Here is a 21,120-nt window from a genome sequence, read left to right on the forward strand (position 1 = left end):
AATAAGTGAGCCTATGATTGATCGTAGGAACATAAAACGCATATATTTAAAAACAGCGAGAAAAGTTAAGGACTTTCTGCTCAGTGATAAGAGCAGAGAGTTCTTAATTTTTTTATTCTTCTTTTTTATAGCCAGTGGTTTCTGGCTACTTCAGACGCTGAACAACGATTATGAAACGGAATTCTCCATTCCGGTACGTTTGAAGGGAGTGCCCAATAATGTGGTTATAACTTCCGAACCACCTTCTGAATTGCATATCCGGGTGAAAGACAAGGGCACGGTGCTGCTCAACTACATGCTTGGAAAGAGCTTTTTTCCTATTACTCTGGATTTTTCTGATTATAAAGGGACTGATAATCATGTACGTATCTACTCTTCACAGTTTGAGAAGAGGTTGCTTAATCAGTTGAATGTATCTACAAAACTGCTTTCTGTAAAACCTGATACTTTGGAGTATATTTATTCTACAGGTGCTTCCAAACTGGTTCCGGTAAAGTTTCAGGGCACGGTGAGTGCAGGGCGGCAATATTATATATCCGATACGGTTTGCAAGCCTGATTCTGTGTTGGCTTATGCGCCGGAGGGAGCATTGGATACCATAACAGTTGCTTATACGCGAAAAGTGAAATTCGAGGATATTTCCGATACATTGAGGCAACAGGTTCCTCTGTTGGCTCCAAGAGGAATTAAGTTTGTGCCCGCTTCGGTAGAAATGGTTTTTCCGGTAGATATTTATACTGAGAAAACGGTGGAAGTTCCCTTGCGGGGAGTTAACTTTCCGGCAGGAAAAGTGCTGCGTGCGTTTCCTTCGAAAGTCAGTGTCACCTTTCAGGTTGGTTTAAGCCGCTTCAATAAGATAACGGAAAGTGATTTCCATATCAATGTTTCTTATGAAGAACTCTTGAAACTGGGTTCGGATAAGAAGTACACAGTAAAACTGAAGTCAGTACCCAAAGGAGTTAATCAGATACGTATCAATCCGGAACAGGTCGACTTTCTTATCGAGCAAGTATCCTTCGAATATGGCGATTAAAATAGGAATAACCGGTGGGATTGGTAGTGGGAAAAGCCTTGTTTCCCGTTTGTTGGAAGTAATGGGGATTCCTGTTTATATCTCAGATATTGAGTCGAAGCGGTTGACGAATTCGGATGCTTTGATCCGTCGTGAATTGATTGCTTTGCTGGGTGAAGAGGTGTATGCCGGTGATGAACTAAACAAACCTTTGCTTGCTTCCTATATTTTTGGAGATCCTGAGCATATCCGTACAGTAAACAGTATTATCCATCCGCGGGTACGGGACGATTTCCGTCGGTGGGTAGAGCGTCATACTACCTATCCGGTAGTAGGCATGGAGTCTGCAATTCTGATCGAAGCAGGATTTGCAGGCGAAGTAGATGCTGTGGTTCTGGTTTATGCGCCCGAAGAACTTCGCATCATGCGTGCCATGCAGCGTGACACCGCTCCTCGCGAATTGATAGAACGCCGTGTTCGTAGCCAGATGAGTGATGAAGAGAAGCGTACTCAGGCTGATTTTGTAATTGTAAACGACGGTAAAACTCCGTTAATTCCGCAGGTTTTAGAGGTAATAACTTCTCTATCTAAAAATATTGCTTACCTTTGCTTAAGCGAAAATAGGCTGCACCTTGGTAAAAACAAATAAATTTGCTTTTACTCTCGGTTTGCACTATCTTTGCCCACCGAAAAAATAAAATATTACTAATAAAAAATAGAACATACTATGTTGAAGACTATTTTGTCTATTTCCGGTAAACCGGGATTGTATAAACTCATTTCACAAGGTAGAAATATGTTGATCGTAGAGTCTCTCACGGACAAGAAACGCTTCCCCGCTTATGGTAACGAGAAAATAATCTCTTTGGGTGATATTGCCATGTATACGGATACGGACGACGTACCTTTGAAGGATGTGTTGACTGCTATGAAAGAGAAAGAAAACGGTGCTGCCGTAGTAATGGATTTAAAGAAAGCTACTGCTGATGAACTTCGTGCTTATCTGGGTGAAGTTTTGCCGACTTTTGATCGCGATCGTGTATATCTGGCTGATATCAAAAAGCTTATTTCCTGGTACAATCTGTTAGTTGCTTGTGGAATAACTGATTTTGAAGATACAGCGGAAGCGGAAACTACAGAAGAAGGAAAGACGGAAGAATAAATTTGAAATAAACTGTTCTTTTAACAGAAAAGGCGGATTATCAGGGGCATCCCGGATAATCCGCTTTTTTTTATGCGGTATCTTTAATTTTGATTACTTTTTTTATACCTTTGTTGCCATCCTGAAATGCAGAGTGGGCGGTGGCCTCTCTCACAAAGATTGAGGGATAATTATGGATAAAAGCGTTTAATATTATCTTGTACTTGAAATCTGGACAATTTCATGCTATTCAAGGATGATAGACAACAAACGCTCATGCTCTGTTGTATATGCATATTCAAATGTATAGTACGGAGCGTGGGCTGTTGTATATTATTTGAATAGTGGCAGTCCAGAGCCCCAGGTACAGTAATAACAGCAGTTCCCACGCTTTTTTTATATGAATTTATTGCCTTTAAGGGGGACTTGAGGCTGGCATTAATTAAGATGGAAGAGCATAAGAGCGTAACAGTACAGGTGGATAAAGCCGCTGGTAAGATATATGTGGATGGAGTGTTGCCAAACGCTACGCTTTGTTTATATCATATCCGGGGGAAGGTGATTGAGGTAAAACAGGCGAGGGAAGAGAGCGCTTCGTTTGATTTGCCATGTTCTGGAGAGTATGTGTTGGTTATAACACATGCGTTGTCCGTACCGGTTGTTAAGCAGCTCGTTATAGAATAAGAAAAAAGCTGCCTTGCCTTCAGTGGCAAGACAGCTTTTTTTATTTGCGGATATTTTAGTTTAGTTTTTGAATACCAGTCCTTCACCACCGGCATCTACTATGATTGGTTTACTGCGGTCTACTTCTTGAGCGAGCAGCTTTTTCGACAAGTCATTCAGTAAGTAATGTTGGATGGCTCGTTTCACCGGACGGGCACCAAATTCCGGATCATATCCGACCTTTGTCAAGAACTCTATAGCTCCATCTGTCAATATCAGTTCCACACCATTCTGGGCCAACATCTTTTGTACACCTTTTATCTGGAGTACTACAATCTGCTTGATTTCGCTTTCATTCAGTGGCAGGAACATGATTGTCTCATCAATACGGTTTAGGAATTCCGGGCGAATTGTCTTTTTCAACATATTCATCACTTCCTTCTTCGTCTCTTCAATCACTTGTTCTTTGTTAGTACCATTCAGCTTTTCCATCTGACTCTGAATGTAAGCACTTCCCATGTTGGACGTCATAATGATGATGGTGTTCTTGAAGTTTACCACACGTCCCTTATTGTCTGTCAATCGTCCGTCATCCAATACTTGCAGCAAGATGTTGAATACATCCGGATGCGCCTTTTCTATTTCGTCGAATAGTACGACTGAGTATGGTTTACGACGAATAGCTTCAGTCAATTGTCCACCTTCATCATAGCCTACATATCCCGGAGGCGCTCCAACCAGGCGTGACACACTATGTTTTTCCTGATATTCACTCATGTCGATACGTGTCATCATGCTTTCATCATCAAAGAGGAATTCAGCGAGTGCCTTGGCAAGTTCCGTCTTACCCACACCGGTGGTACCGAGGAAGATAAACGAACCAATCGGACGTTTCGGATCTTGCAGACCTGCACGACTACGGCGTACGGCATCGGCAACAGCTTCAATGGCTTCATCTTGCCCGATGACACGCTGGTGAAGTTCATCTTCCAGATGTAACAGTTTATCCTTTTCGCTTTGCAGCATCTTGCTGACGGGGATGCCTGTCCAACGGGATACTACATCTGCAATGTCTTCGGCATCTACTTCTTCCTTAATCATGGCTTTGTCGCCCTGCATGGCATGAAGCTCCTTTTGAGTATCCTCAATCTCCTGATTCAAAGCCTGCAACTTACCGTAACGGATTTCGGCAACTTTACCGTAATCTCCCTCACGTTCAGCTTTGTCTGCTTCGAATTTAAGGTTTTCTATTTCAACCTTATTTTGCTGGATTCTGTTGACCAATGTCTTTTCACTTTGCCATTTGGCTTTGTACGATTTTTCCTGTTCTTTCAGTTCGGCAAGTTCCTTACCGATTTGTTCCAGTTTCGGTTTATCGTTTTCGCGTTTGATGGCTTCGCGCTCAATCTCCAGTTGTTTGATCTTACGTGAAATTTCATCCAATTCCTCCGGTACGGAGTCTACTTCCATACGTAACTTGGCAGCAGCTTCATCCATCAGGTCGATAGCCTTATCCGGCAAGAAACGATCTGTAATATAGCGGTTGCTCAGCTCTACGGCAGCTATGATGGCGTCATCTTTAATCCGTACATGATGATGATTCTCGTAACGCTCCTTCAATCCACGCAGGATGGAGATGGTGCTTAATGTATCCGGTTCGTTCACGTATACAATCTGGAAACGGCGCTCCAGTGCCTTATCTTTTTCGAAGTATTTCTGATACTCGTCAAGAGTTGTTGCACCGATGCTTCTTAACTCACCGCGCGCTAATGCAGGTTTCAGAATATTGGCAGCATCCATGGCACCTTCACCCTTTCCGGCACCAACCAGCGTGTGAATTTCATCAATGAAGAGAATGATATCTCCTTCTGATTTCTTTACCTCATTGATAACGGCTTTCAGACGTTCTTCAAATTCACCTTTATACTTTGCTCCGGCAACCAGCGCACCCATATCCAATGAGTAAACTTGCTTGTTCTTCAGATTTTCCGGCACGTCACCACGCAGGATACGATGGGCAAGTCCTTCCACAATGGCAGTCTTACCGGTACCCGGTTCACCTATTAATATAGGATTGTTTTTGGTACGGCGACTCAGGATTTGCAACACACGACGGATTTCTTCATCACGGCCGATAACCGGGTCGAGCTTTCCGCTTCGGGCAGCTTCATTCAGGTTGATGGCATACTTTTCCAGTGACTGATAAGTATCCTCGCTGGATTGTGAAGTAACTTTTTCTCCTTTGCGCAGTTCTGTGATGGCTCCTCGGAGCTCGTGCTCCGTCATTCCCGCATCTTTCAGGATGGTGGCAACTGTGCTTTTTACAGTCAGCAATGCCAACAGTAAATGTTCCAGTGAAACAAATTCGTCACCCATCTCTTTGGAATACTGGGTAGCCTTCTGGAATACTTCGTTCGTTTCACGACTCAGGTAAGGCTCTCCACCCGAAACTTTGGGTAATGAATCTGTTTGTTTGTCAAGGACGAGTGCGATCTGCTGTCCGTTCATGCCCAGTTTCTGGAAAATGAAGTTAGTGACGTTTTCGCCCACCTTCATCACTCCCTGCATAACATGAACCGGCTCGATAGCCTGCTGTCCACGGCTCTTGGCCAGGTTCAGCGCTTCTTGCACCGCCTCTTGCGATTTAATGGTAAAGTTGTTAAAGTTCATATCTTATATCTCCTTTCTATTTTCATTTTCAATAACACTTGAATGGGCGCAAAAGATTTGCCAATAGCCTGTACCTGACAATTTTACAGTTAAAAGATGAAAGATAATGCCAAAATGTCTTTATTGTGCCATGCTATTGATATATATATATGACGCATCGGACGTATAGATTCCACAATAGAATACTTAGAAACAATAAGTAGAATGTGAAGGAAGTCGTATGAAAACCACGCTTTGCCTTATTGTTTTCGTTCTTTTGCCCGTAGCAAAACTTCGTCCCACAGTTGTGGGCTCTACGTTTTCCATATGGGGGCTGTGTAGCCCGCAATTGAGGGCCGAACAGCCCTCAGCTGGAAAATAAGGTTTTGCTTATAGCATAATGACATTAACCTTAAGGCTTTAAGGGGAAAAGGAAGGATCATATCAAGTTTCTCCTCTGTAATATCTGCTTTCTATATAACGAGATAATGGAGTATAACTCCTTAATTCCTAACGAAGTGATACTCCTTTTACACTTGCGATGAATAATTCAGGCTAAAAAAGGAGATATTTGCATCAATTCGGCCAAAGTTTGCATAATGCATATTAAGGACTTGTGAATTAGTGAATTACAAACATAAAAACGCTCTTTTCTTCTGTTTTTCGGTGTAGGATGCAACTTTCCTACACCTTCCTACACACCTTCCTACACCACCTATCTATTTGATAACCAGATAAAAATAATAGCGGGTGTAGGATGTAGGAAATATTGAGATAAACTCGACAATACGAGTTTTCCTTTCAGCGATTATCTTTTTATGAAAGAGCAGTGACGAAATTCCAGAGAATCTTATTTTCTAAGCATTACTAAAATATACTAATGTGTAAATTTTGAGTAAAACTAGTGCAGGGCTGAAAGGAATATTGTATCTTTATCCCTCAAAAATAGAATAGAATAGATTATGGCAGAAAATGTAAAGCTCGCAGAGAATGTGATACTGGTGGACGTAGCATACTTTAATGACGTAGTTAAAGATCTGAAGAGATATTTTGAGTTGCAGCTGGGACGTCCGTTGCAGAATATTTATGTAGAAGAGTGGGCTTCTTATCTGGCACTCGACTCCGGTGTTCGTGATAAGGATAATAACATAGAAGTACTTTTTGTACATGACAGTCAGACCAATAAGTTGCTTCACTGTGATCCGTCTGATTTGAATAAAGATTTGAACGGGGTGGGCTATACAAATCAGTTAGGTGAGTTTACATTTACTTCTGTATCTTCTGAAGGATTGGTTCCACGGGCAAATCTCTATCTTGATCTGCTGAATATAGCACTTAACTCTGCCGATGTTAAACGGCTTATGCTGGTTCCGTTTATTGATGATTACGGTGCTAAATTAATGGAAGTTTTGGATGAGTATTTAAGAAATGCTGATACTGAAAACTCAAAAGGATTGTTTCTTTTCAATATGGATGAACCTGCGCATCCCCTTGGTTGCAAATGGGATTTACTGGGTTACTCCATGATGCGTGCATTGGGCATCAAGGCCGAAGAACTTGAATAATACCTGTTACTTATCACTAATCGCTAACCTTTAATCACTAACTCCCGTGTCTGATTTTCGTTTAAAAGTATTTCAGTCTGTAGCGAAGAACCTGAGTTTCACGAAAGCTTCGCAAGAGTTGTTTGTCAGTCAGCCTGCCATAACAAAGCATATACAAGAGTTGGAAAGCACTTATCAGGCGCGTTTGTTTGACAGGCAAGGTAGCAAGATTAGTTTGACCGAAGCGGGAAAGTTACTTTTGGAACATTGTGGCCGTATTCTGGAAGATTATAAGCGATTGGAATATGAGATGCATTTGCTGCATAATGAATATACCGGAGAATTGCGTCTGGGTGCCAGTACTACCATTGCCCAATATGTTTTACCTCCATTGCTTGCCAGCTTCATCAAAAAGTTTCCGCAAGTAAATCTTTCATTGATGAACGGCAATTCACGTGAGATAGAAGCGGCTTTGCAGGAACACCGCATAGATCTTGGGTTAGTGGAAGGTGTTTTCCGGTTACCAAATTTGAAATATACTACTTTTTTGGAGGATGAACTGGTGGCTGTGACACGTACGGGAAGTAAACTACAGGTAGGTGAAGAAATTACTCCCGAAGAGTTGCTTCATATTCCTTTAGTGCTTCGTGAAAGAGGATCGGGCACCTTGGATGTCTTTGAGAAGGCATTGCAACAGCATAATATAAAGTTATCGTCTCTTCAGGTATTAATGTATCTGGGTAGTACGGAAAGTATCAAACTTTTCCTGGAACATACTGACTGCATGGGGATCGTTTCCATTCGTTCTATCACCCGTGAACTCTATGCCGGACAACTGCGTGTCATTGAGATAAAAGACATGGTTATGCTTCGTGATTTTAGTTTTGCCCAACCTCAGGGACAGGAGAGCGGGCTTTCCCAGGTCTTTATGCAGTTTGCTGCACATCATAACCATAAGTTATAGCGTATAAACAGATACAATTGGTGTATATAGGTAAAGAAGCCTACCTTTGCACCCGGAAATCAGAAATAATATAAATATTGATATACAAGAAAAATTATGGCTTCAATTCAAACAGCGAGTGTAAACACTCTGGCGTATCTTCAACGGAAGAACAAAATTACTTATGTGTCTTTAGTGGTGCTTTTATCAATCTTCTTATTATTGGATTATATCCCCGGTTATTCTACTTGGGTGACACCTCCTGTCGCTTTGTTCCTGGGATTGATTTTTGCTTTGTCAAGCGGGCAGGCACATCCGAAGTTTAATAAGAAAGTATCCAAATATCTTTTGCAGTATTCAGTGGTGGGATTGGGATTCGGTATGAATCTTCAGGCATCTTTAGCCTCGGGTAAAGAAGGAATGGAGTTCACTGTTATTTCAGTAGTGGGTACTATGCTTATCGGTTGGTTCATCGGGCGTAAATTCCTGAAGGTAGACCGTGATACTTCTTACCTCATTAGTTCCGGTACAGCTATCTGTGGCGGTAGTGCTATTGCGGCGGTAGGTCCTGTGTTGCGGGCAAAAGATACGGAGATGTCTGTAGCGCTGGGTACCATCTTTATTCTGAATGCTATTGCACTGTTTATCTTTCCGGTAATTGGCCATGCTTTAGATATGAGTCAGCAAGAATTCGGAACATGGGCGGCAATTGCTATACACGATACCAGTTCGGTAGTGGGTGCCGGTGCGGCTTATGGTGAAGAAGCTTTGCAAATTGCTACGACCATTAAATTGACACGTGCCTTGTGGATTATTCCTTTGGCTTTGATTACTTCTTTTGTATTCAAGAGTAAAGGACAGAAGATAAGTATCCCCTGGTTTATTTTCTTCTTTATTCTGGCTATGGTATTCAATACATATGTATTAAATTCATCGGAAACCGGTATTATGATAGGAGAGGGAATTAACAGTCTGGCCAGAAAGACACTGACTATCACTTTGTTCTTTATCGGTGCTTCCCTTTCACGTGATGTATTGAAGGCAGTGGGCATCAAACCACTTATTCAAGGTGTGTTGTTGTGGGTTACAATTAGCGTAAGCACGCTGGCGTATATTTATTGGTTCTAAAGAAAACACTTATTAATATAAGGTATGCGGCAGAAGAAAATTTCTTTTGCCGCATTTTTGTATAAAATTCATTTTCTTTGTAACAAACTTCTGTCTCTTTACGTCTAATCAATAGATACAACCAATAAACAGGATTGAGATACAGAAAAAGCCCATGGATGCTGAAAGTTTTAAAAATGAGTTTCTGCCCTACCACCGCAAGCTGTACAGTGTAGCCTATCGGCTGCTTGAGAATGCGGCAGATGCGGAGGACCTGGTTCAGGAAGCCTATCTGAAGCTATGGGATAAGCGGGAAGGATTGATGGTTATCAGCAACCCGGAAGCGTTCAGTGTCACTTTGGTAAAGAATATGTGCTTTGATTTGCTTCGTTCAGGGAAGTATGTCTTATCCAGGCAAACTGTGGAATTGACTGCTGTACAGGATATTTCTCAAGCTGATAATCTGGAGGTACGTGACGAGGTAAGGCAAGTAAAAGATATCATTGCCCACTTGCCCGAACAGCAGCAGCGGATTGTGAACCTGCGTGATGTCAAAGGCTGTTCTTACGAAGAGATAGAACAAGTGACCGGGTTGAACTCTACAAATATCCGTGTACTGCTGTCCCGGGCGAGGAAAAGAATACGTGAGGAATTTAATAAATGGAATAACTATGAAAGTCGAGGAAATTGAAAGGCTGCTCGCCGAGTTTTATGAGGGGAACACTACCGAGAGCCAGGAAGAGGCGTTGAGAGATTATTTCAGAACAACGGAAGTGCCCGAACATCTGCAAAAGGATAAAGAAATTTTTCTTAGCCTTAACCAGGGTGCAGATAGAGATGTGGAAGTTCCTGCGGGCTTGGGGGATAAACTGAGCCGGCTGATTGATGAAAAGGCTGAAGAAGAACAACGTTTCTTCCGGCCTAACAAATCCAGACGTAACTGGCGCTGGATTGGGAGTGTTGCAGCAACCATACTGGTAATTATAGGCATCGGATATGGTGTGGAAAATCTGGGAAAAGATGTGTGTCCGCCCACACCGCAGGATACATTCTCTGATCCGGAAGAAGCTTATCAGGTTTTGCAAGCCACTTTGATTGAAGTTTCCACCAATCTGAACCAAGGCATTGCCCAGGTGAAGGAAACGCAAATGGATATGAAAAAAGTTAATCAGGAAGTAAAAAAAGAAATGCAAAGATAAACGATTATGAAACTCAACAAGATTTTATTGGCAGGTGTGCTGCTGATGCTCCCCCTGCTCTGCCAGGCGCAGAAAAATATATTCAATACGTATAATGATATGAAAGGGGTTTCCTCTGTTTATATCTCAAAAGCGATGATTGAAATGAACCCCAATCTTTTCACGAAGGATATCTATATTGGGAAAGTATCCGGTAAGCTGGAAAGCGTACAGATCGTTTCTACAATGGATAATAATATCAAGAAGGATTTGCGGAAAGATTTGCGTACACTGGTACAGTCGTCCAAATATGAGCTGTTGATGAAGCAGAAAGGGAATGTCTCCAGTTCCGAATTCTATATTAATAGGAAAGGGGATAAGGTGAAGGAACTGATTATGATTATAGACGGTGCTGCTAACTTGAAGTTCGTTTATCTGGAAGGAGAAATGACTTTGAAAGATATTCAGAATATCATGATGTATCAAAATACCAGTATGAATGTGGGAGGGAATGTATATCGTATCGTAGACGGTACTCTTGATTTGGCGGATTTGGGCGTTTTGGACGGTTTGAAAGGATTGGAAAGCTTACAGGGCTTAGAAGGTTTGAAGAGTCTGGAAAGCCTGAAAAGTCTGGAAAGCCTGAAAGGATTAAAGAATTTGAAAGACTTAGGTAAACTAAAAGATAGCGAATATTTAAAGAAACAGATGGATGCCGATTCCTGGAAACGTTTTGAGGAGAGCATGGAGATGCTGGAAAAACGCTTGGAAGACTTGGAATGAGGCTGTCTGCTGATAGGTGTAAATAGTTTGTTGAGAAAGGGGAACCGATTCCGGTTCCCCTTTTGTTATGAGTGAAAATTTGATTACTTGTCTTTTCTTAAAGCTTCGAAAATCAATCCTTCCAATTCTTCTGCCAATTCCGGATTGTCAGCAATAACTTGTTTGGCTGCGTCGCGGCCTTGGGCTATCTTGGTATCATTGTAGCTAAACCAGGAACCACTCTTTTTGACGATACCCAGTTCGGCACCCAAGTCAATGATTTCTCCGGCACGGGAAATGCCTTCTCCGAACATGATATCAAATTCTGCTCTGCGGAAAGGAGGTGCCACTTTGTTCTTTACCACTTTTACTTTAGTTTGTTTACCCAGCACTTCGTCACCATTCTTGATAGCCTGGCTTCCGCGGATATCAAGGCGTACGGAAGCGTAGAATTTCAGAGCGTTACCACCAGTGGTTGTTTCTGGATTACCGAACATTACACCGATCTTTTCGCGCAACTGGTTGATAAAGATACATGTGGTGCGTGTCTTACTCACGGCTGCCGTAAGTTTACGCAATGCCTGAGACATCAGACGTGCCTGCAAACCTACTTTATTATCCCCCATGTCGCCTTCGATTTCGGCTTTTGGAGTCAAAGCGGCAACAGAGTCCACAACGATGATGTCGATTGCAGAAGAACGGATCAGCTGTTCTGCAATTTCCAATGCTTGTTCTCCGTTATCCGGTTGAGAAATCAACAGGTTGTCTACATCTACCCCCAGTTTGGCCGCATAGAAACGGTCGAAGGCGTGTTCAGCATCAATAAACGCGGCGATACCACCTGCTTTTTGTGCTTCAGCAATGGCATGGATAGCCAGAGTTGTTTTACCGGAAGATTCCGGGCCATAAATCTCGATGATACGTCCGCGGGGATAGCCGCCAACGCCCAGTGCTACGTTCAGTCCGATAGAGCCTGAGGGGATTACTTCTACTTGTTCAACGCTTTCATCTCCCATTTTCATGATAGAACCTTTGCCGAAGCTCTTTTCTATCTTGTCCATAGCTGCCTGTAACGCTTTCAGCTTTTCGCTTGATGCCATATTGTTTTCGTTTTCAAAATTAAGTTCGTCTTTCTTTGCCATATACTTGCTGTTATTAGAGTTGACAAGCTAATAAGATATCAATTGATAATGAACTGACTTTTTATCTGTTTGTCAACTTGTCTTCTTGTTGATTATAATATTTGTGCGGCGTGGTCTTTGGTTTTCACCTCCTTGGGGGTGATGATTCTCTCTATCACTCCTTCTTCATTGATAATGAAAGTGGTGCGGAAGGTTCCCATATATTTACGTCCGTACATGCTTTTTTCTCCCCAAACACCGAATTGCTCCACGAGTTTCTTATCCGTATCTGCAATCAGCGGGAAAGGTAAGTTGTTTTTCTCAATAAATTTTTGGTGCGACTTTTCATTATCTACGCTTACGCCAATCACTTCGTAGCCGGCTTTGCGTAATTCTGAATAATTATCGCGCAGGTTGCAGGCTTGTGCCGTACATCCTGAAGTCATATCTTTGGGATAGAAATAAAGAACTATCTTCTTTCCTTTATAATCGCTGAGGCGGATTTCTTCGCCTTTTTCATTGATGCCCAATACTTCGGGCGCTTTATCTCCAACTTGCATAATCTATAATTAAATTAAAAATGAAGAATTATACTTCCAAATCTTTATCAAACACTTCATGCCAAGGCAATCCCTGTTTGTTCAACTGTTCCATGAACGGGTCCGGATTAAACTCTTCCACATTCCATACTCCCGGTTTCTTCCACAATCCTTTGAGGAACATCATGGCACCTATCATGGCAGGAACTCCTGTTGTATAGCTTACACCCTGCATACCTGTTTCCTTGTAGGCTTCCTGGTGGCTACAATTATTGTAAACGTAGTAGGTGCGTTCTTTACCGTCTTTCAATCCCCGGATGCGGCAGCCAATGGAAGTTTCTCCTTCATAATTTTCGCCCAGATCCTGCGGGTTAGGCAATACGGCTTTCAGGAATTGCAGCGGAACGATTTTCACCCCGTTGTAATCCACTTCATCGATACGAGCCATACCGATGTTCTGGATTACTCGCAGGTGAGTCAGGTATTCCTGACCGAAAGTCATCCAGAAACGTGCACGCTTGATGGTAGGGAAGTTTTTTACCAAAGATTCCAATTCTTCGTGATATAACAGATAGGAATCACGTGGTCCGATATTCGGATAAGTCAGGTCCTTATGGATTTCCAACGGTTGGGTAGTTACCCATTGGCCATTCTCATAGTAACGTCCGTTCTGCGTGATTTCACGAATATTGATTTCCGGATTGAAGTTCGTTGCAAATGCCTTATGATGATTACCTGCGTTGCAATCTACGATATCCAGATATTGCATTTCATCGAAATAATGTTTGGCAGCATATGCAGTATAAATACCACTTACCCCCGGATCGAAGCCGCAACCAAGGATGGCGGTCAGTCCGGCATCCTCAAAACGTTTCTTATATGCCCATTGCCAGCTGTATTCAAAGTGAGCCACATCTTTCGGCTCATAGTTGGCAGTGTCCAGATAGTTGACTCCGCTTTTAAGACAAGCTTCCATAATGGTAAGATCCTGATAGGGAAGTGCTACGTTTATGACGATTTCGGGTTTGAAGCTATTAAAGAGAGCAACCAGTTCATCCACATTGTCGGCATCTACCTGTGCGGTCTGGATGTTAGGGTTACCGATTGCTTTTACGATAGCGTCGCATTTGGACTTTGTGCGGCTGGCAATCATGATCTCAGTGAATACATCCGGATTTTGAGCCACCTTGTGCGCAACGACGGTACCTACACCGCCTGCACCGATAATAAGAACTTTACCCATTTCTTTTAATAACAAATTACGAGTTACAAATTATAAATTATCCTTCTTTTTTATTGGTGAGCAAATATAGGATTTAATTCGCAGATAAACATTAAAATCCTACTAAATACTTTTTATAAAAAGCTTCTATTTCTAAACAAACTGCTTGTATTTGGGTTATTTTGTATATATTTGCCCCGCGAAAATTAACTTAAACAACGAATAACAATGAAGAAAGTAATAGTTTCTCTTTGTATGGCAGGAGCTTTGATAGCTCTGTCATCTTGTCGCTCTTCCAAAGATGCTGCGACATTATCTTCCATCAATGGTGAATGGAATATTATTGAAATAAACGGCGCTGCCGTAGTGCCTGCTCCCAATCAGGAATTCCCTTTTATCGGTTTTGATACGAATACCGGAAAAGTATTCGGTAACAGCGGTTGTAATCGTATGATGGGTTCGTTCGATGTGAACGCTAAACCCGGTACAATTGATCTTGGAGCTATGGCAAGTACGCGTATGGCTTGTCCGGATATGACGCTGGAACAAAACGTGTTGTCTGCTTTGGGACAAGTGAAGAAGTATAAAAAGTTAGGTAAGGAGAACATCGCTTTGTGCGGTTCATCCAATCGTCCTATTATTGTATTACAAAAGAAAGCTTCTACAGTGAAACTATCAGATTTGAGTGGTAAGTGGATTATTTCCGAAGCCGGTGGTCAGTCCATTCCCGAAGGTATGGAGAAACAGCCGTTTATTGAGTTCAATCTTTCTGAAAAGAGAATACACGGCAATGCCGGTTGTAATCTTATTAATGGCGGATTTGTTGCAGACAATGAGAACAGTTCTGCAATTTCTTTCCCGCAACTTATCAGCACTATGATGGCTTGTCCGGATATGGAAGTAGAAGGTCGTGTGATGAAAGCACTGAATGAAGTGAAGTCTTTCGGTAAACTGGCCGGTGGTGGCATCGGACTTTATGATGCGGATAATACACTGGTGATGGTACTGGTAAAGAAGTAATCCAGATAATTCAGAATATAGAAAAACAGGATGTCAATATCAATTGGCATCCTGTTTTTTTGCTTTAATGAGATACTGCTTTCAAACCGATAATCGAACCTATCAGCGTTGCAATAAAAAATAACCTCCATATAGTGGAAGGTTCCTTGAAAATCAGTATGCCCGCCAATACGGTTCCTACCGCACCTATCCCTGTCCATACAGCATAAGCCGTACCAATAGGCAGGGCTTGCGTTGCCTTTATCAGCAAAAACATGCTGATACTCATAGAAATAATGAAACCGGTGAACCACCAGTACATTTCACTGCCGGTTGTTTCTTTAACCTTGCCCATACAGGAGGTAAACGCTACTTCGAACAATCCGGCCACAATCAAATATATCCAACTCATAACTTTTATTTTTTGTGTGCAAAGTTCATGAATTGGTTTGACTTCTTATTTAACAAATGATAAAAAGTGATTTATCTGAATTTTGCCCGAATACGGCTTAAACTGACCTGTGTAATACCAAGATAGGAAGCGATATAGCCTAATTGTACTCTTTGCAAAAGATCCGGAGTATGATTCATCAGGTCTCTATAACGTTCCAGGGATGTCTTGAACTGTCGGCCGATAAACCTTTCTTCTGTTTTGAGCAATTCCTTTTCTGCAAATTCTCTTCCCCAGTTGGCGATGTGTATATCCTTGCAGAATAATTCATGTAAGGCTCGTTTCCTGACTTCATATAGTTCACATTCTTCCAGAAGTTCTATATTTTCATAGCCTCTTTGGTTGGACACATAGCTTTTCATGGATACCACCGTATCGCCTTCGCGTCCGAACCAGAATGTTATTTCGTTGTCAGCTAACTCGGTATAGGCACGTACAATGCCTTTCTTGATGAAGTATACTTTGGTTTCTACTTTGTCCGCCCTGAATAGGATATGTCCTTTGGGGTGAGTGACTTCAGAGATGATCTCCTTCAGCGCATTCTTTGACGGCTCCGGCAGCTTGCCTATATTATCGATAATCTGATCTAAATCCATGTTGAGTATTGTATTATGTATCTTTCTTATGGCATTTGCACGGCATTATCTCCGTAGCATTTCCGTGCTATCTCCGTACCGCCTCTGTATCTGCTCCGTACCATCTCCATAGTTATAGGTATAGGTTTGGTACGGAGTAGATACGGAGCTGACAGATTGTGAAGCATAGATTCTGAAAAGGGAATGGATGTATTGGGATGATTTATTTCCTTCTCTTCAGCCCTGCCCGTATTCTGCTCAAAGATTGTGGTGTAATATATAAATACGATGCTAAATGTTTTAACGGAACATATTGCAACAGTTCCGGATTTTCTTCCATCAAGGTCAGATAACGCTCTTTGGCACTTGGGGTACCGTATGCCAATGTGTAGCTATCAATAAATAAAATTTCCTGTTCAAAGATTTTTCGGCCGAAGTTGGATAACTCTATAGAACTATTGAATAGTTCTTCTAAATCCGGTTTGGCAATACCATAGGCAATACTTTCATTTACAGATTCAATATTCACTTGTGAAACTTCATTATTGACATATCCCCAGGAGGAAAAAGCTATTTCTCCTGTTCCGGCAAACCAGAGGGAACTTTCAGTACCGTCTATCATATAATAAGCACGCCAGATACCCTTTTTCAAGATGTAGAAGTTACTGTTACGTTCTCCTTCTTTCACAATGGATTCCCCTTTACCGAAATGATATTCTGTCATGTGTGACAAAAGTTCATGCAGGCTTTTTTCCGGGAGTCTGTATCTTTGGCAGAATTTCTTTATCATCATTTCCATGCTGCAAAGATACTATATTTTTTTTGTGCTTTCTTTTTGCTTTTATATAAATAGTAAGTATGAAAAGGGTGGTCAGTAGCTCAGCCAGAGGGGTTGCCAACCAGATACCCGGATTACCAAAGAGTAGGGGAAGTCCGAAGAAGCACGCTGTCAGCAGGACGAAACCACGCAACAGGGTAATGATAGTGGCATAACGAGCCTGTTCCACACTTTGAAAATATCCGATGGAAACGATATTGACAGCAAAGAAAATAAAGCCGGTGGCATATAGAGGAAGTCCTTTGCTGGCTATTTCATAGGCCGGATAACTGCGGTCGATGAACATGGAAACAATCTCCGAACTGAAGAAGATGGTGACCAGAGCGAAGACAGTACCACAGCCGATGGCTGTTTTCAGTGCCAATAAATAGGCACGACGTACGCGGGTTTCTTCATGAAGTCCGTGATTGTAACTGATAATGGGTTGAGCGGATTGTGCAATGGCGTTGTACACCATAAATATAATAGGGAAGAAGTAACATGCAATGCTGAATGCAGCTACACCTTCTTCTTGTAAATAATGTATAAACACGATGTTTCCGACAAACATCATGCAGGCAATAGCTATTTCACACAGAAAAGCAGAAGACCCTAGCCGGCACATATAACCTATATTACGACGCGTCAGTTGCATACTTTTGCGAGTGAATTTTACGGGGTAAAAGCGTAAAGCGCATTTGTGGCGGGAGAGGTAGATGATTATCATCAATGCTCCCACCGTAGTACCGATGGCACTGGCAATAGCTGCACCGAACATGCCCCAACCGAAAGGAAAGATGAACAGGTAATCGAGAATGATATTCAGGACGGCAGCTACTATATTGCACATCATGGCAAAGTTAGGTGATCCGTCCAGGCGCAGGAAGAACATCCCTGAGTTAAGCAGGGCGGTAAATACCGAGAACGGAACAAACCATACCATATACTCTACAGCCAGTGGAGTCAAACGCTCGGAACCGCCCAAAAGATGTACTACCTGTGGGGCGAATGAACAGAATAGCGTGGAGGTACCTATCAACAACAATGAAGATACAACTGTAGACTGAGTAATATTGATGCGGGCAGCTTTTACTTTTCCATGTGACAAGTGGATGGAGGCTACAACAGATGCTCCTACGCCAAACATCAGTCCGATGCCCGTAGAGAATAACCATAATGGCGCCACTATATTTACTGCTGCAAGTGCATCACTGCCAATACCTTTTCCTACGAATATTCCATCCGTAATGACAAATAATGCGGAAAATATCATTCCCAGTACAGTAGGGAGTAATAATTTGCGGAACAATGCCGCGATGTCTGTGTTTTTAAAATCAATGCTATCTCTTTCCATAATTATATTTAGTTACGAGCTACAAGCTACGAGTTACGAGTGGCTGCGCTATGATGCCGAAAGGTACTCGTAGCTTGTAGCCTGTAGCTCGTAGCTTGTACTCTACTGCTTTTTCGTCGGCAAAATTACTGCTTTTATGTGGGAGGACGATTAACAAATGGTAATTTTCGACAGAAAAACAAAGAAGAATTCTGCCAAACTGACAGCCTTTCTGCCAACCTATAAAATTACAACCTCCCTGAACATTTTGGCACGACGTTTGTCTTTTTATTGGCGTCTGCTGCTGATGCAGGCGACCGAAACTTGAATAATAACAAATAAAATATTAAAGATCATGGGAAAAATTATTGGTATTGACTTAGGAACTACAAACTCTTGCGTTGCTGTATTTGAAGGTAACGAACCTGTAGTAATTGCAAACAGTGAAGGAAAACGCACTACTCCGTCTATCGTAGCATTCGTTGACGGCGGTGAGCGTAAAGTGGGTGACCCTGCAAAACGTCAGGCTATCACGAACCCGACAAGAACCGTATCTTCAATCAAACGTTTCATGGGTGAAACTTGGGATCAGGTACAGAAAGAAGTTGCCCGTATGCCATATAAGGTTGTAAAGGGTGATAACAACATGCCGCGTGTAGATATCGACGGACGTCTGTATACTCCGCAGGAAATCTCAGCTATGATTCTTCAGAAAATGAAGAAGACTGCTGAGGACTATTTGGGACAAGAAATTACGGAAGCAGTTATTACTGTTCCGGCTTACTTCTCCGATTCTCAACGTCAGGCTACAAAAGAAGCCGGTCAGATTGCCGGTCTGGAAGTGAAACGTATCGTAAACGAACCGACAGCTGCTGCTTTGGCTTACGGTATCGATAAAGCGAACAAAGATATGAAGGTTGCCGTATTCGACCTTGGTGGTGGTACATTCGATATCTCTATCCTGGAATTCGGTGGCGGTGTATTCGAAGTATTGTCAACAAACGGTGATACTCACCTGGGTGGTGATGACTTCGACCAGGTAATCATCACTTGGTTGGTAGATGAATTCAAGAATGACGAAGGCGCTGACCTGACTCAGGATCCGATGGCTATGCAACGTCTGAAGGAAGCTGCTGAAAAAGCTAAGATTGAATTGTCTTCTTCTACAAGTACTGAAATCAACTTGCCGTACATTATGCCGGTAGGTGGTGTGCCTAAGCACTTGGTGAAGACTTTGACTCGTGCTAAGTTCGAAGCTCTGGCTCACACTTTGATTCAGGCTTGTCTGGAACCGTGTAAGAAGGCTATGTCTGATGCTGGTTTGAACAATGCTGATATTGATGAGGTAATCCTTGTAGGTGGTTCTTCACGTATACCGGCCGTACAGAAACTGGTTGAAGATTTCTTCGGTAAAGCTCCTTCTAAAGGTGTGAATCCGGATGAAGTAGTAGCTGTAGGTGCTGCCGTACAAGGTGCTGTGTTGACGGATGAAATCAAGGGTGTGGTATTGCTGGATGTTACTCCGCTGTCTATGGGTATCGAAACTCTGGGTGGTGTAATGACAAAGTTGATTGACGCTAACACTACTATTCCGTGCAAGAAGAGCGAAACATTCTCTACTGCTGCTGATAACCAGAGTGAAGTAACGATCCACGTATTGCAAGGCGAGCGTCCGATGGCTGCTCAGAATAAGTCAATCGGTCAGTTTAACCTGTCAGGTATTGCTCCGGCTCGTCGTGGTGTTCCTCAGATTGAGGTAACGTTCGATATTGATGCTAACGGTATCTTGAAGGTGTCTGCCAAGGATAAGGCTACTGGTAAGGAACAGGCTATTCGTATCGAGGCGTCCAGCGGTTTGAGTAAAGAAGAAATTGAAAAGATGAAAGCTGAAGCTGAAGCTAATGCAGAAGCTGATAAGAAAGAGCGTGAAAAGATTGACAAGCTGAATCAGGCTGACTCAATGATCTTCACAACTGAAAATCAGTTGAAGGAATTGGGAGACAAGTTGCCGGCTGATAAGAAAGCTCCGATTGAAGCTGCTTTGCAGAAACTGAAAGATGCTCATAAAGCACAGGATTTGGCTGCTGTTGATACTGCTATGGCAGAATTGAATACTGCATTCCAGGCTGCAAGTGCTGAAATGTATGCACAAAGTGGTGCTCAAGGTGGTGCACAGGCTGGTCCTGATATGAATGCCGGACAAGCTGGCGGTGCTCAGGATAGTGGTAAGCATGGTGATAATGTGCAGGATGCAGATTTCGAAGAGGTGAAGTAAATAGACTGTCATATTAAAAAAAGAGTCGTAAATCAATGATTTACGACTCTTTTTTTGCTTTAGGTTTCTTCTAGCCATTGCTATAGCGTAAGCAATGATATTCAGTCGCTGCGTCGAAGCAAGGACATTCTTCCAGCCATGATTCCGGTTCTATTAATGAATGGTTATCCATAATTTGAGGTAAATCACGATGCCCGCAAATATGACAGTCCGGATAATCAATAAGGAGCGTTTTGAGTAAAACAATCATGGAGTGCTTTTGCCATTGAGTGCGTGTATCTTTGGGAAGTCCGTGCCGGTTAAGACCACCTTCGTAACATATAGCGATGCTGTCAAGATTATGCCCTTGGGCATGAGCTCCGGGTTTTCGAACAGAACGTGTACTCTTAATATTTCCGTCTCTCCGAATGTAATAATGATAACCGATACCATTTAGTCCACGTTGGCGGTGCGACTTTTCCAATTCAATTTCCGTTAATGTTTCATTCTCCTTCGTTGCGGAGCAATGAATAACTATCAGATGAACAGTTCTCATAGCTGTTAAATGTTTTGTAAGGTGAATAGTTTGTTTATTAATCGCATGAGAACAACAGAAAGAGACCAAGGTTCACATTAACAGTTACTTATTTCCCCTTTTTGTATTCTTTTATAATAAACCAGACGACAAAATAACTGTTCGAAATATTTTAAGCCGGAAACATTTTCCTCACTTTTTCTTCCAAAACCGATAGGGTTTTTCATTTCTGAGCGATCTTAGTAGTAGAAAACGAGAATTGTTCACCTTTAAAA

At 42.2% G+C, this 21,120-nt stretch carries 21 protein-coding genes; 12 read left to right on the plus strand and 9 right to left on the minus strand.

The genetic code is table 11. The annotated features are described in order from the left end of the window. The first annotated feature begins 13 nt into the window (after positions 1–13). The 4 genes from K429_RS0120395 (at position 14) to K429_RS0120410 (ending at position 2,837) form a co-directional block, all read left to right on the plus strand. Positions 14–1,033, plus strand: a complete 1,020-nt coding sequence (locus K429_RS0120395) for a CdaR family protein (RefSeq protein ID WP_007213185.1) — start codon at positions 14–16, stop codon at positions 1,031–1,033. Next, positions 1,023–1,661 (plus strand): dephospho-CoA kinase, encoded by a 639-nt coding sequence (gene coaE, locus K429_RS0120400; protein ID WP_029327865.1) that lies wholly within the window; start codon positions 1,023–1,025, stop codon positions 1,659–1,661. The genes K429_RS0120395 and coaE overlap by 11 nt, the downstream gene beginning before the upstream one ends. A gap of 78 nt (positions 1,662–1,739) precedes the next feature. Continuing rightward, complete coding sequence (locus K429_RS0120405; protein WP_007213187.1) at positions 1,740–2,174, plus strand: DUF5606 domain-containing protein; 435 nt, start codon at positions 1,740–1,742, stop codon at positions 2,172–2,174. A 426-nt stretch (positions 2,175–2,600) separates the two neighbouring features. Then, positions 2,601–2,837, plus strand: a complete 237-nt coding sequence (locus tag K429_RS0120410; RefSeq protein ID WP_007213188.1) for a hypothetical protein — start codon at positions 2,601–2,603, stop codon at positions 2,835–2,837. A 60-nt stretch (positions 2,838–2,897) separates the two neighbouring features. Here the strand turns inward: K429_RS0120410 and clpB are convergent, their stop codons facing one another. Beyond that, complete coding sequence (gene clpB / locus K429_RS0120415; protein WP_022208385.1) at positions 2,898–5,486, minus strand: ATP-dependent chaperone ClpB; 2,589 nt, start codon at positions 5,484–5,486, stop codon at positions 2,898–2,900. Positions 5,487–6,427: 941 nt separating this feature from the next. On the opposite strand from clpB, the gene K429_RS0120420 reads away from it, so the two are divergent. The 6 genes from K429_RS0120420 to K429_RS0120445 all read left to right on the plus strand — a co-directional run bounded on the left by K429_RS0120420 (position 6,428) and on the right by K429_RS0120445 (position 11,020). After that, positions 6,428–7,030, plus strand: coding sequence for a DUF6621 family protein (locus K429_RS0120420; protein ID WP_007213202.1), 603 nt, complete (start codon positions 6,428–6,430; stop codon positions 7,028–7,030). Positions 7,031–7,076: 46 nt separating this feature from the next. Next, the gene (locus K429_RS0120425; RefSeq protein WP_007213203.1) at positions 7,077–7,973 is read left to right on the plus strand and encodes a LysR family transcriptional regulator; all 897 of its coding nucleotides are present in this window, start codon (positions 7,077–7,079) and stop codon (positions 7,971–7,973) included. A 96-nt stretch (positions 7,974–8,069) separates the two neighbouring features. Then, positions 8,070–9,080 (plus strand): YeiH family protein, encoded by a 1,011-nt coding sequence (locus K429_RS0120430; RefSeq protein WP_007213204.1) that lies wholly within the window; start codon positions 8,070–8,072, stop codon positions 9,078–9,080. Positions 9,081–9,234: 154 nt separating this feature from the next. Next, a complete protein-coding gene (locus tag K429_RS0120435; RefSeq protein ID WP_007213205.1) occupies positions 9,235–9,750 on the plus strand; it encodes an RNA polymerase sigma factor in 516 nt (171 codons plus the stop codon). Then, positions 9,731–10,258 (plus strand): hypothetical protein, encoded by a 528-nt coding sequence (locus K429_RS0120440; protein ID WP_007215899.1) that lies wholly within the window; start codon positions 9,731–9,733, stop codon positions 10,256–10,258. The genes K429_RS0120435 and K429_RS0120440 overlap by 20 nt, the downstream gene beginning before the upstream one ends. 6 nt (positions 10,259–10,264) lie before the next feature. After that, a complete protein-coding gene (locus K429_RS0120445) occupies positions 10,265–11,020 on the plus strand; it encodes a DUF4252 domain-containing protein (RefSeq protein WP_007213207.1) in 756 nt (251 codons plus the stop codon). Between the two features lie 83 nt (positions 11,021–11,103). Here K429_RS0120445 and recA read toward each other — a convergent pair whose 3' ends face one another. The 3 genes from recA to K429_RS0120460 all read right to left on the minus strand — a co-directional run bounded on the left by recA (position 11,104) and on the right by K429_RS0120460 (position 13,902). Continuing rightward, complete coding sequence (recA, locus tag K429_RS0120450; RefSeq protein WP_007215900.1) at positions 11,104–12,141, minus strand: recombinase RecA; 1,038 nt, start codon at positions 12,139–12,141, stop codon at positions 11,104–11,106. A 92-nt stretch (positions 12,142–12,233) separates the two neighbouring features. Beyond that, positions 12,234–12,680 (minus strand): thioredoxin-dependent thiol peroxidase, encoded by a 447-nt coding sequence (gene bcp, locus K429_RS0120455; RefSeq protein ID WP_007215901.1) that lies wholly within the window; start codon positions 12,678–12,680, stop codon positions 12,234–12,236. A gap of 28 nt (positions 12,681–12,708) precedes the next feature. Then, positions 12,709–13,902, minus strand: coding sequence for a saccharopine dehydrogenase family protein (locus tag K429_RS0120460; RefSeq protein ID WP_007213211.1), 1,194 nt, complete (start codon positions 13,900–13,902; stop codon positions 12,709–12,711). Between the two features lie 207 nt (positions 13,903–14,109). Here K429_RS0120460 and K429_RS0120465 point away from each other — a divergent pair, with 207 nt between their 5' ends. Continuing rightward, positions 14,110–14,901: an META domain-containing protein gene (locus K429_RS0120465; RefSeq protein ID WP_029327867.1), complete on the plus strand. Its 792-nt coding sequence runs from the start codon at positions 14,110–14,112 to the stop codon at positions 14,899–14,901. A gap of 64 nt (positions 14,902–14,965) precedes the next feature. Here K429_RS0120465 and K429_RS0120470 read toward each other — a convergent pair whose 3' ends face one another. The 4 genes from K429_RS0120470 to K429_RS0120485 all read right to left on the minus strand — a co-directional run bounded on the left by K429_RS0120470 (position 14,966) and on the right by K429_RS0120485 (position 18,077). After that, positions 14,966–15,292 (minus strand): multidrug efflux SMR transporter, encoded by a 327-nt coding sequence (locus tag K429_RS0120470; RefSeq protein WP_007213213.1) that lies wholly within the window; start codon positions 15,290–15,292, stop codon positions 14,966–14,968. A gap of 71 nt (positions 15,293–15,363) precedes the next feature. Next, positions 15,364–15,927 (minus strand): Crp/Fnr family transcriptional regulator, encoded by a 564-nt coding sequence (locus tag K429_RS0120475; protein WP_007213214.1) that lies wholly within the window; start codon positions 15,925–15,927, stop codon positions 15,364–15,366. Between the two features lie 202 nt (positions 15,928–16,129). Next, positions 16,130–16,705, minus strand: a complete 576-nt coding sequence (locus tag K429_RS0120480) for a Crp/Fnr family transcriptional regulator (protein WP_007215903.1) — start codon at positions 16,703–16,705, stop codon at positions 16,130–16,132. Further along, positions 16,644–18,077, minus strand: a complete 1,434-nt coding sequence (locus K429_RS0120485) for an MATE family efflux transporter (RefSeq protein WP_029327868.1) — start codon at positions 18,075–18,077, stop codon at positions 16,644–16,646. Before K429_RS0120485 ends, K429_RS0120480 begins: the two co-directional genes overlap by 62 nt. A 334-nt stretch (positions 18,078–18,411) precedes the next feature. Here K429_RS0120485 and dnaK point away from each other — a divergent pair, with 334 nt between their 5' ends. Further along, the gene (gene dnaK, locus K429_RS0120495) at positions 18,412–20,331 is read left to right on the plus strand and encodes a molecular chaperone DnaK (RefSeq protein ID WP_007215905.1); all 1,920 of its coding nucleotides are present in this window, start codon (positions 18,412–18,414) and stop codon (positions 20,329–20,331) included. A gap of 70 nt (positions 20,332–20,401) precedes the next feature. Here the strand turns inward: dnaK and K429_RS0120500 are convergent, their stop codons facing one another. Beyond that, positions 20,402–20,866 (minus strand): N-acetylmuramoyl-L-alanine amidase, encoded by a 465-nt coding sequence (locus K429_RS0120500; protein WP_029327869.1) that lies wholly within the window; start codon positions 20,864–20,866, stop codon positions 20,402–20,404. Positions 20,867–21,120 lie beyond the last annotated feature (254 nt).

This window comes from Bacteroides sp. 14(A) (assembly GCF_000526555.1).
Lineage (GTDB): Bacteria > Bacteroidota > Bacteroidia > Bacteroidales > Bacteroidaceae > Bacteroides > Bacteroides cellulosilyticus.

Bases quoted from the DNA above. Each gene is read 5' to 3' on its own strand.
- K429_RS0120480 (WP_007215903.1), bottom strand. From the start codon at position 16,705: ATGGAAATGATGATAAAGAAATTCTGCCAAAGATACAGACTCCCGGAA.
- K429_RS0120410 (WP_007213188.1), top strand. From the start codon at position 2,601: ATGGAAGAGCATAAGAGCGTAACAGTACAGGTGGATAAAGCCGCTGGT.
- K429_RS0120475 (WP_007213214.1), bottom strand. From the start codon at position 15,927: ATGGATTTAGATCAGATTATCGATAATATAGGCAAGCTGCCGGAGCCG.
- K429_RS0120405 (WP_007213187.1), top strand. From the start codon at position 1,740: ATGTTGAAGACTATTTTGTCTATTTCCGGTAAACCGGGATTGTATAAA.
- K429_RS0120500 (WP_029327869.1), bottom strand. From the start codon at position 20,866: ATGAGAACTGTTCATCTGATAGTTATTCATTGCTCCGCAACGAAGGAG.
- K429_RS0120445 (WP_007213207.1), top strand. From the start codon at position 10,265: ATGAAACTCAACAAGATTTTATTGGCAGGTGTGCTGCTGATGCTCCCC.
- K429_RS0120465 (WP_029327867.1), top strand. From the start codon at position 14,110: ATGAAGAAAGTAATAGTTTCTCTTTGTATGGCAGGAGCTTTGATAGCT.
- K429_RS0120395 (WP_007213185.1), top strand. From the start codon at position 14: ATGATTGATCGTAGGAACATAAAACGCATATATTTAAAAACAGCGAGA.
- bcp (WP_007215901.1), bottom strand. From the start codon at position 12,680: ATGCAAGTTGGAGATAAAGCGCCCGAAGTATTGGGCATCAATGAAAAA.
- coaE (WP_029327865.1), top strand. From the start codon at position 1,023: ATGGCGATTAAAATAGGAATAACCGGTGGGATTGGTAGTGGGAAAAGC.
- K429_RS0120430 (WP_007213204.1), top strand. From the start codon at position 8,070: ATGGCTTCAATTCAAACAGCGAGTGTAAACACTCTGGCGTATCTTCAA.
- clpB (WP_022208385.1), bottom strand. From the start codon at position 5,486: ATGAACTTTAACAACTTTACCATTAAATCGCAAGAGGCGGTGCAAGAA.
- dnaK (WP_007215905.1), top strand. From the start codon at position 18,412: ATGGGAAAAATTATTGGTATTGACTTAGGAACTACAAACTCTTGCGTT.
- K429_RS0120440 (WP_007215899.1), top strand. From the start codon at position 9,731: ATGAAAGTCGAGGAAATTGAAAGGCTGCTCGCCGAGTTTTATGAGGGG.
- K429_RS0120420 (WP_007213202.1), top strand. From the start codon at position 6,428: ATGGCAGAAAATGTAAAGCTCGCAGAGAATGTGATACTGGTGGACGTA.
- K429_RS0120435 (WP_007213205.1), top strand. From the start codon at position 9,235: ATGGATGCTGAAAGTTTTAAAAATGAGTTTCTGCCCTACCACCGCAAG.
- K429_RS0120470 (WP_007213213.1), bottom strand. From the start codon at position 15,292: ATGAGTTGGATATATTTGATTGTGGCCGGATTGTTCGAAGTAGCGTTT.
- recA (WP_007215900.1), bottom strand. From the start codon at position 12,141: ATGGCAAAGAAAGACGAACTTAATTTTGAAAACGAAAACAATATGGCA.
- K429_RS0120485 (WP_029327868.1), bottom strand. From the start codon at position 18,077: ATGGAAAGAGATAGCATTGATTTTAAAAACACAGACATCGCGGCATTG.
- K429_RS0120460 (WP_007213211.1), bottom strand. From the start codon at position 13,902: ATGGGTAAAGTTCTTATTATCGGTGCAGGCGGTGTAGGTACCGTCGTT.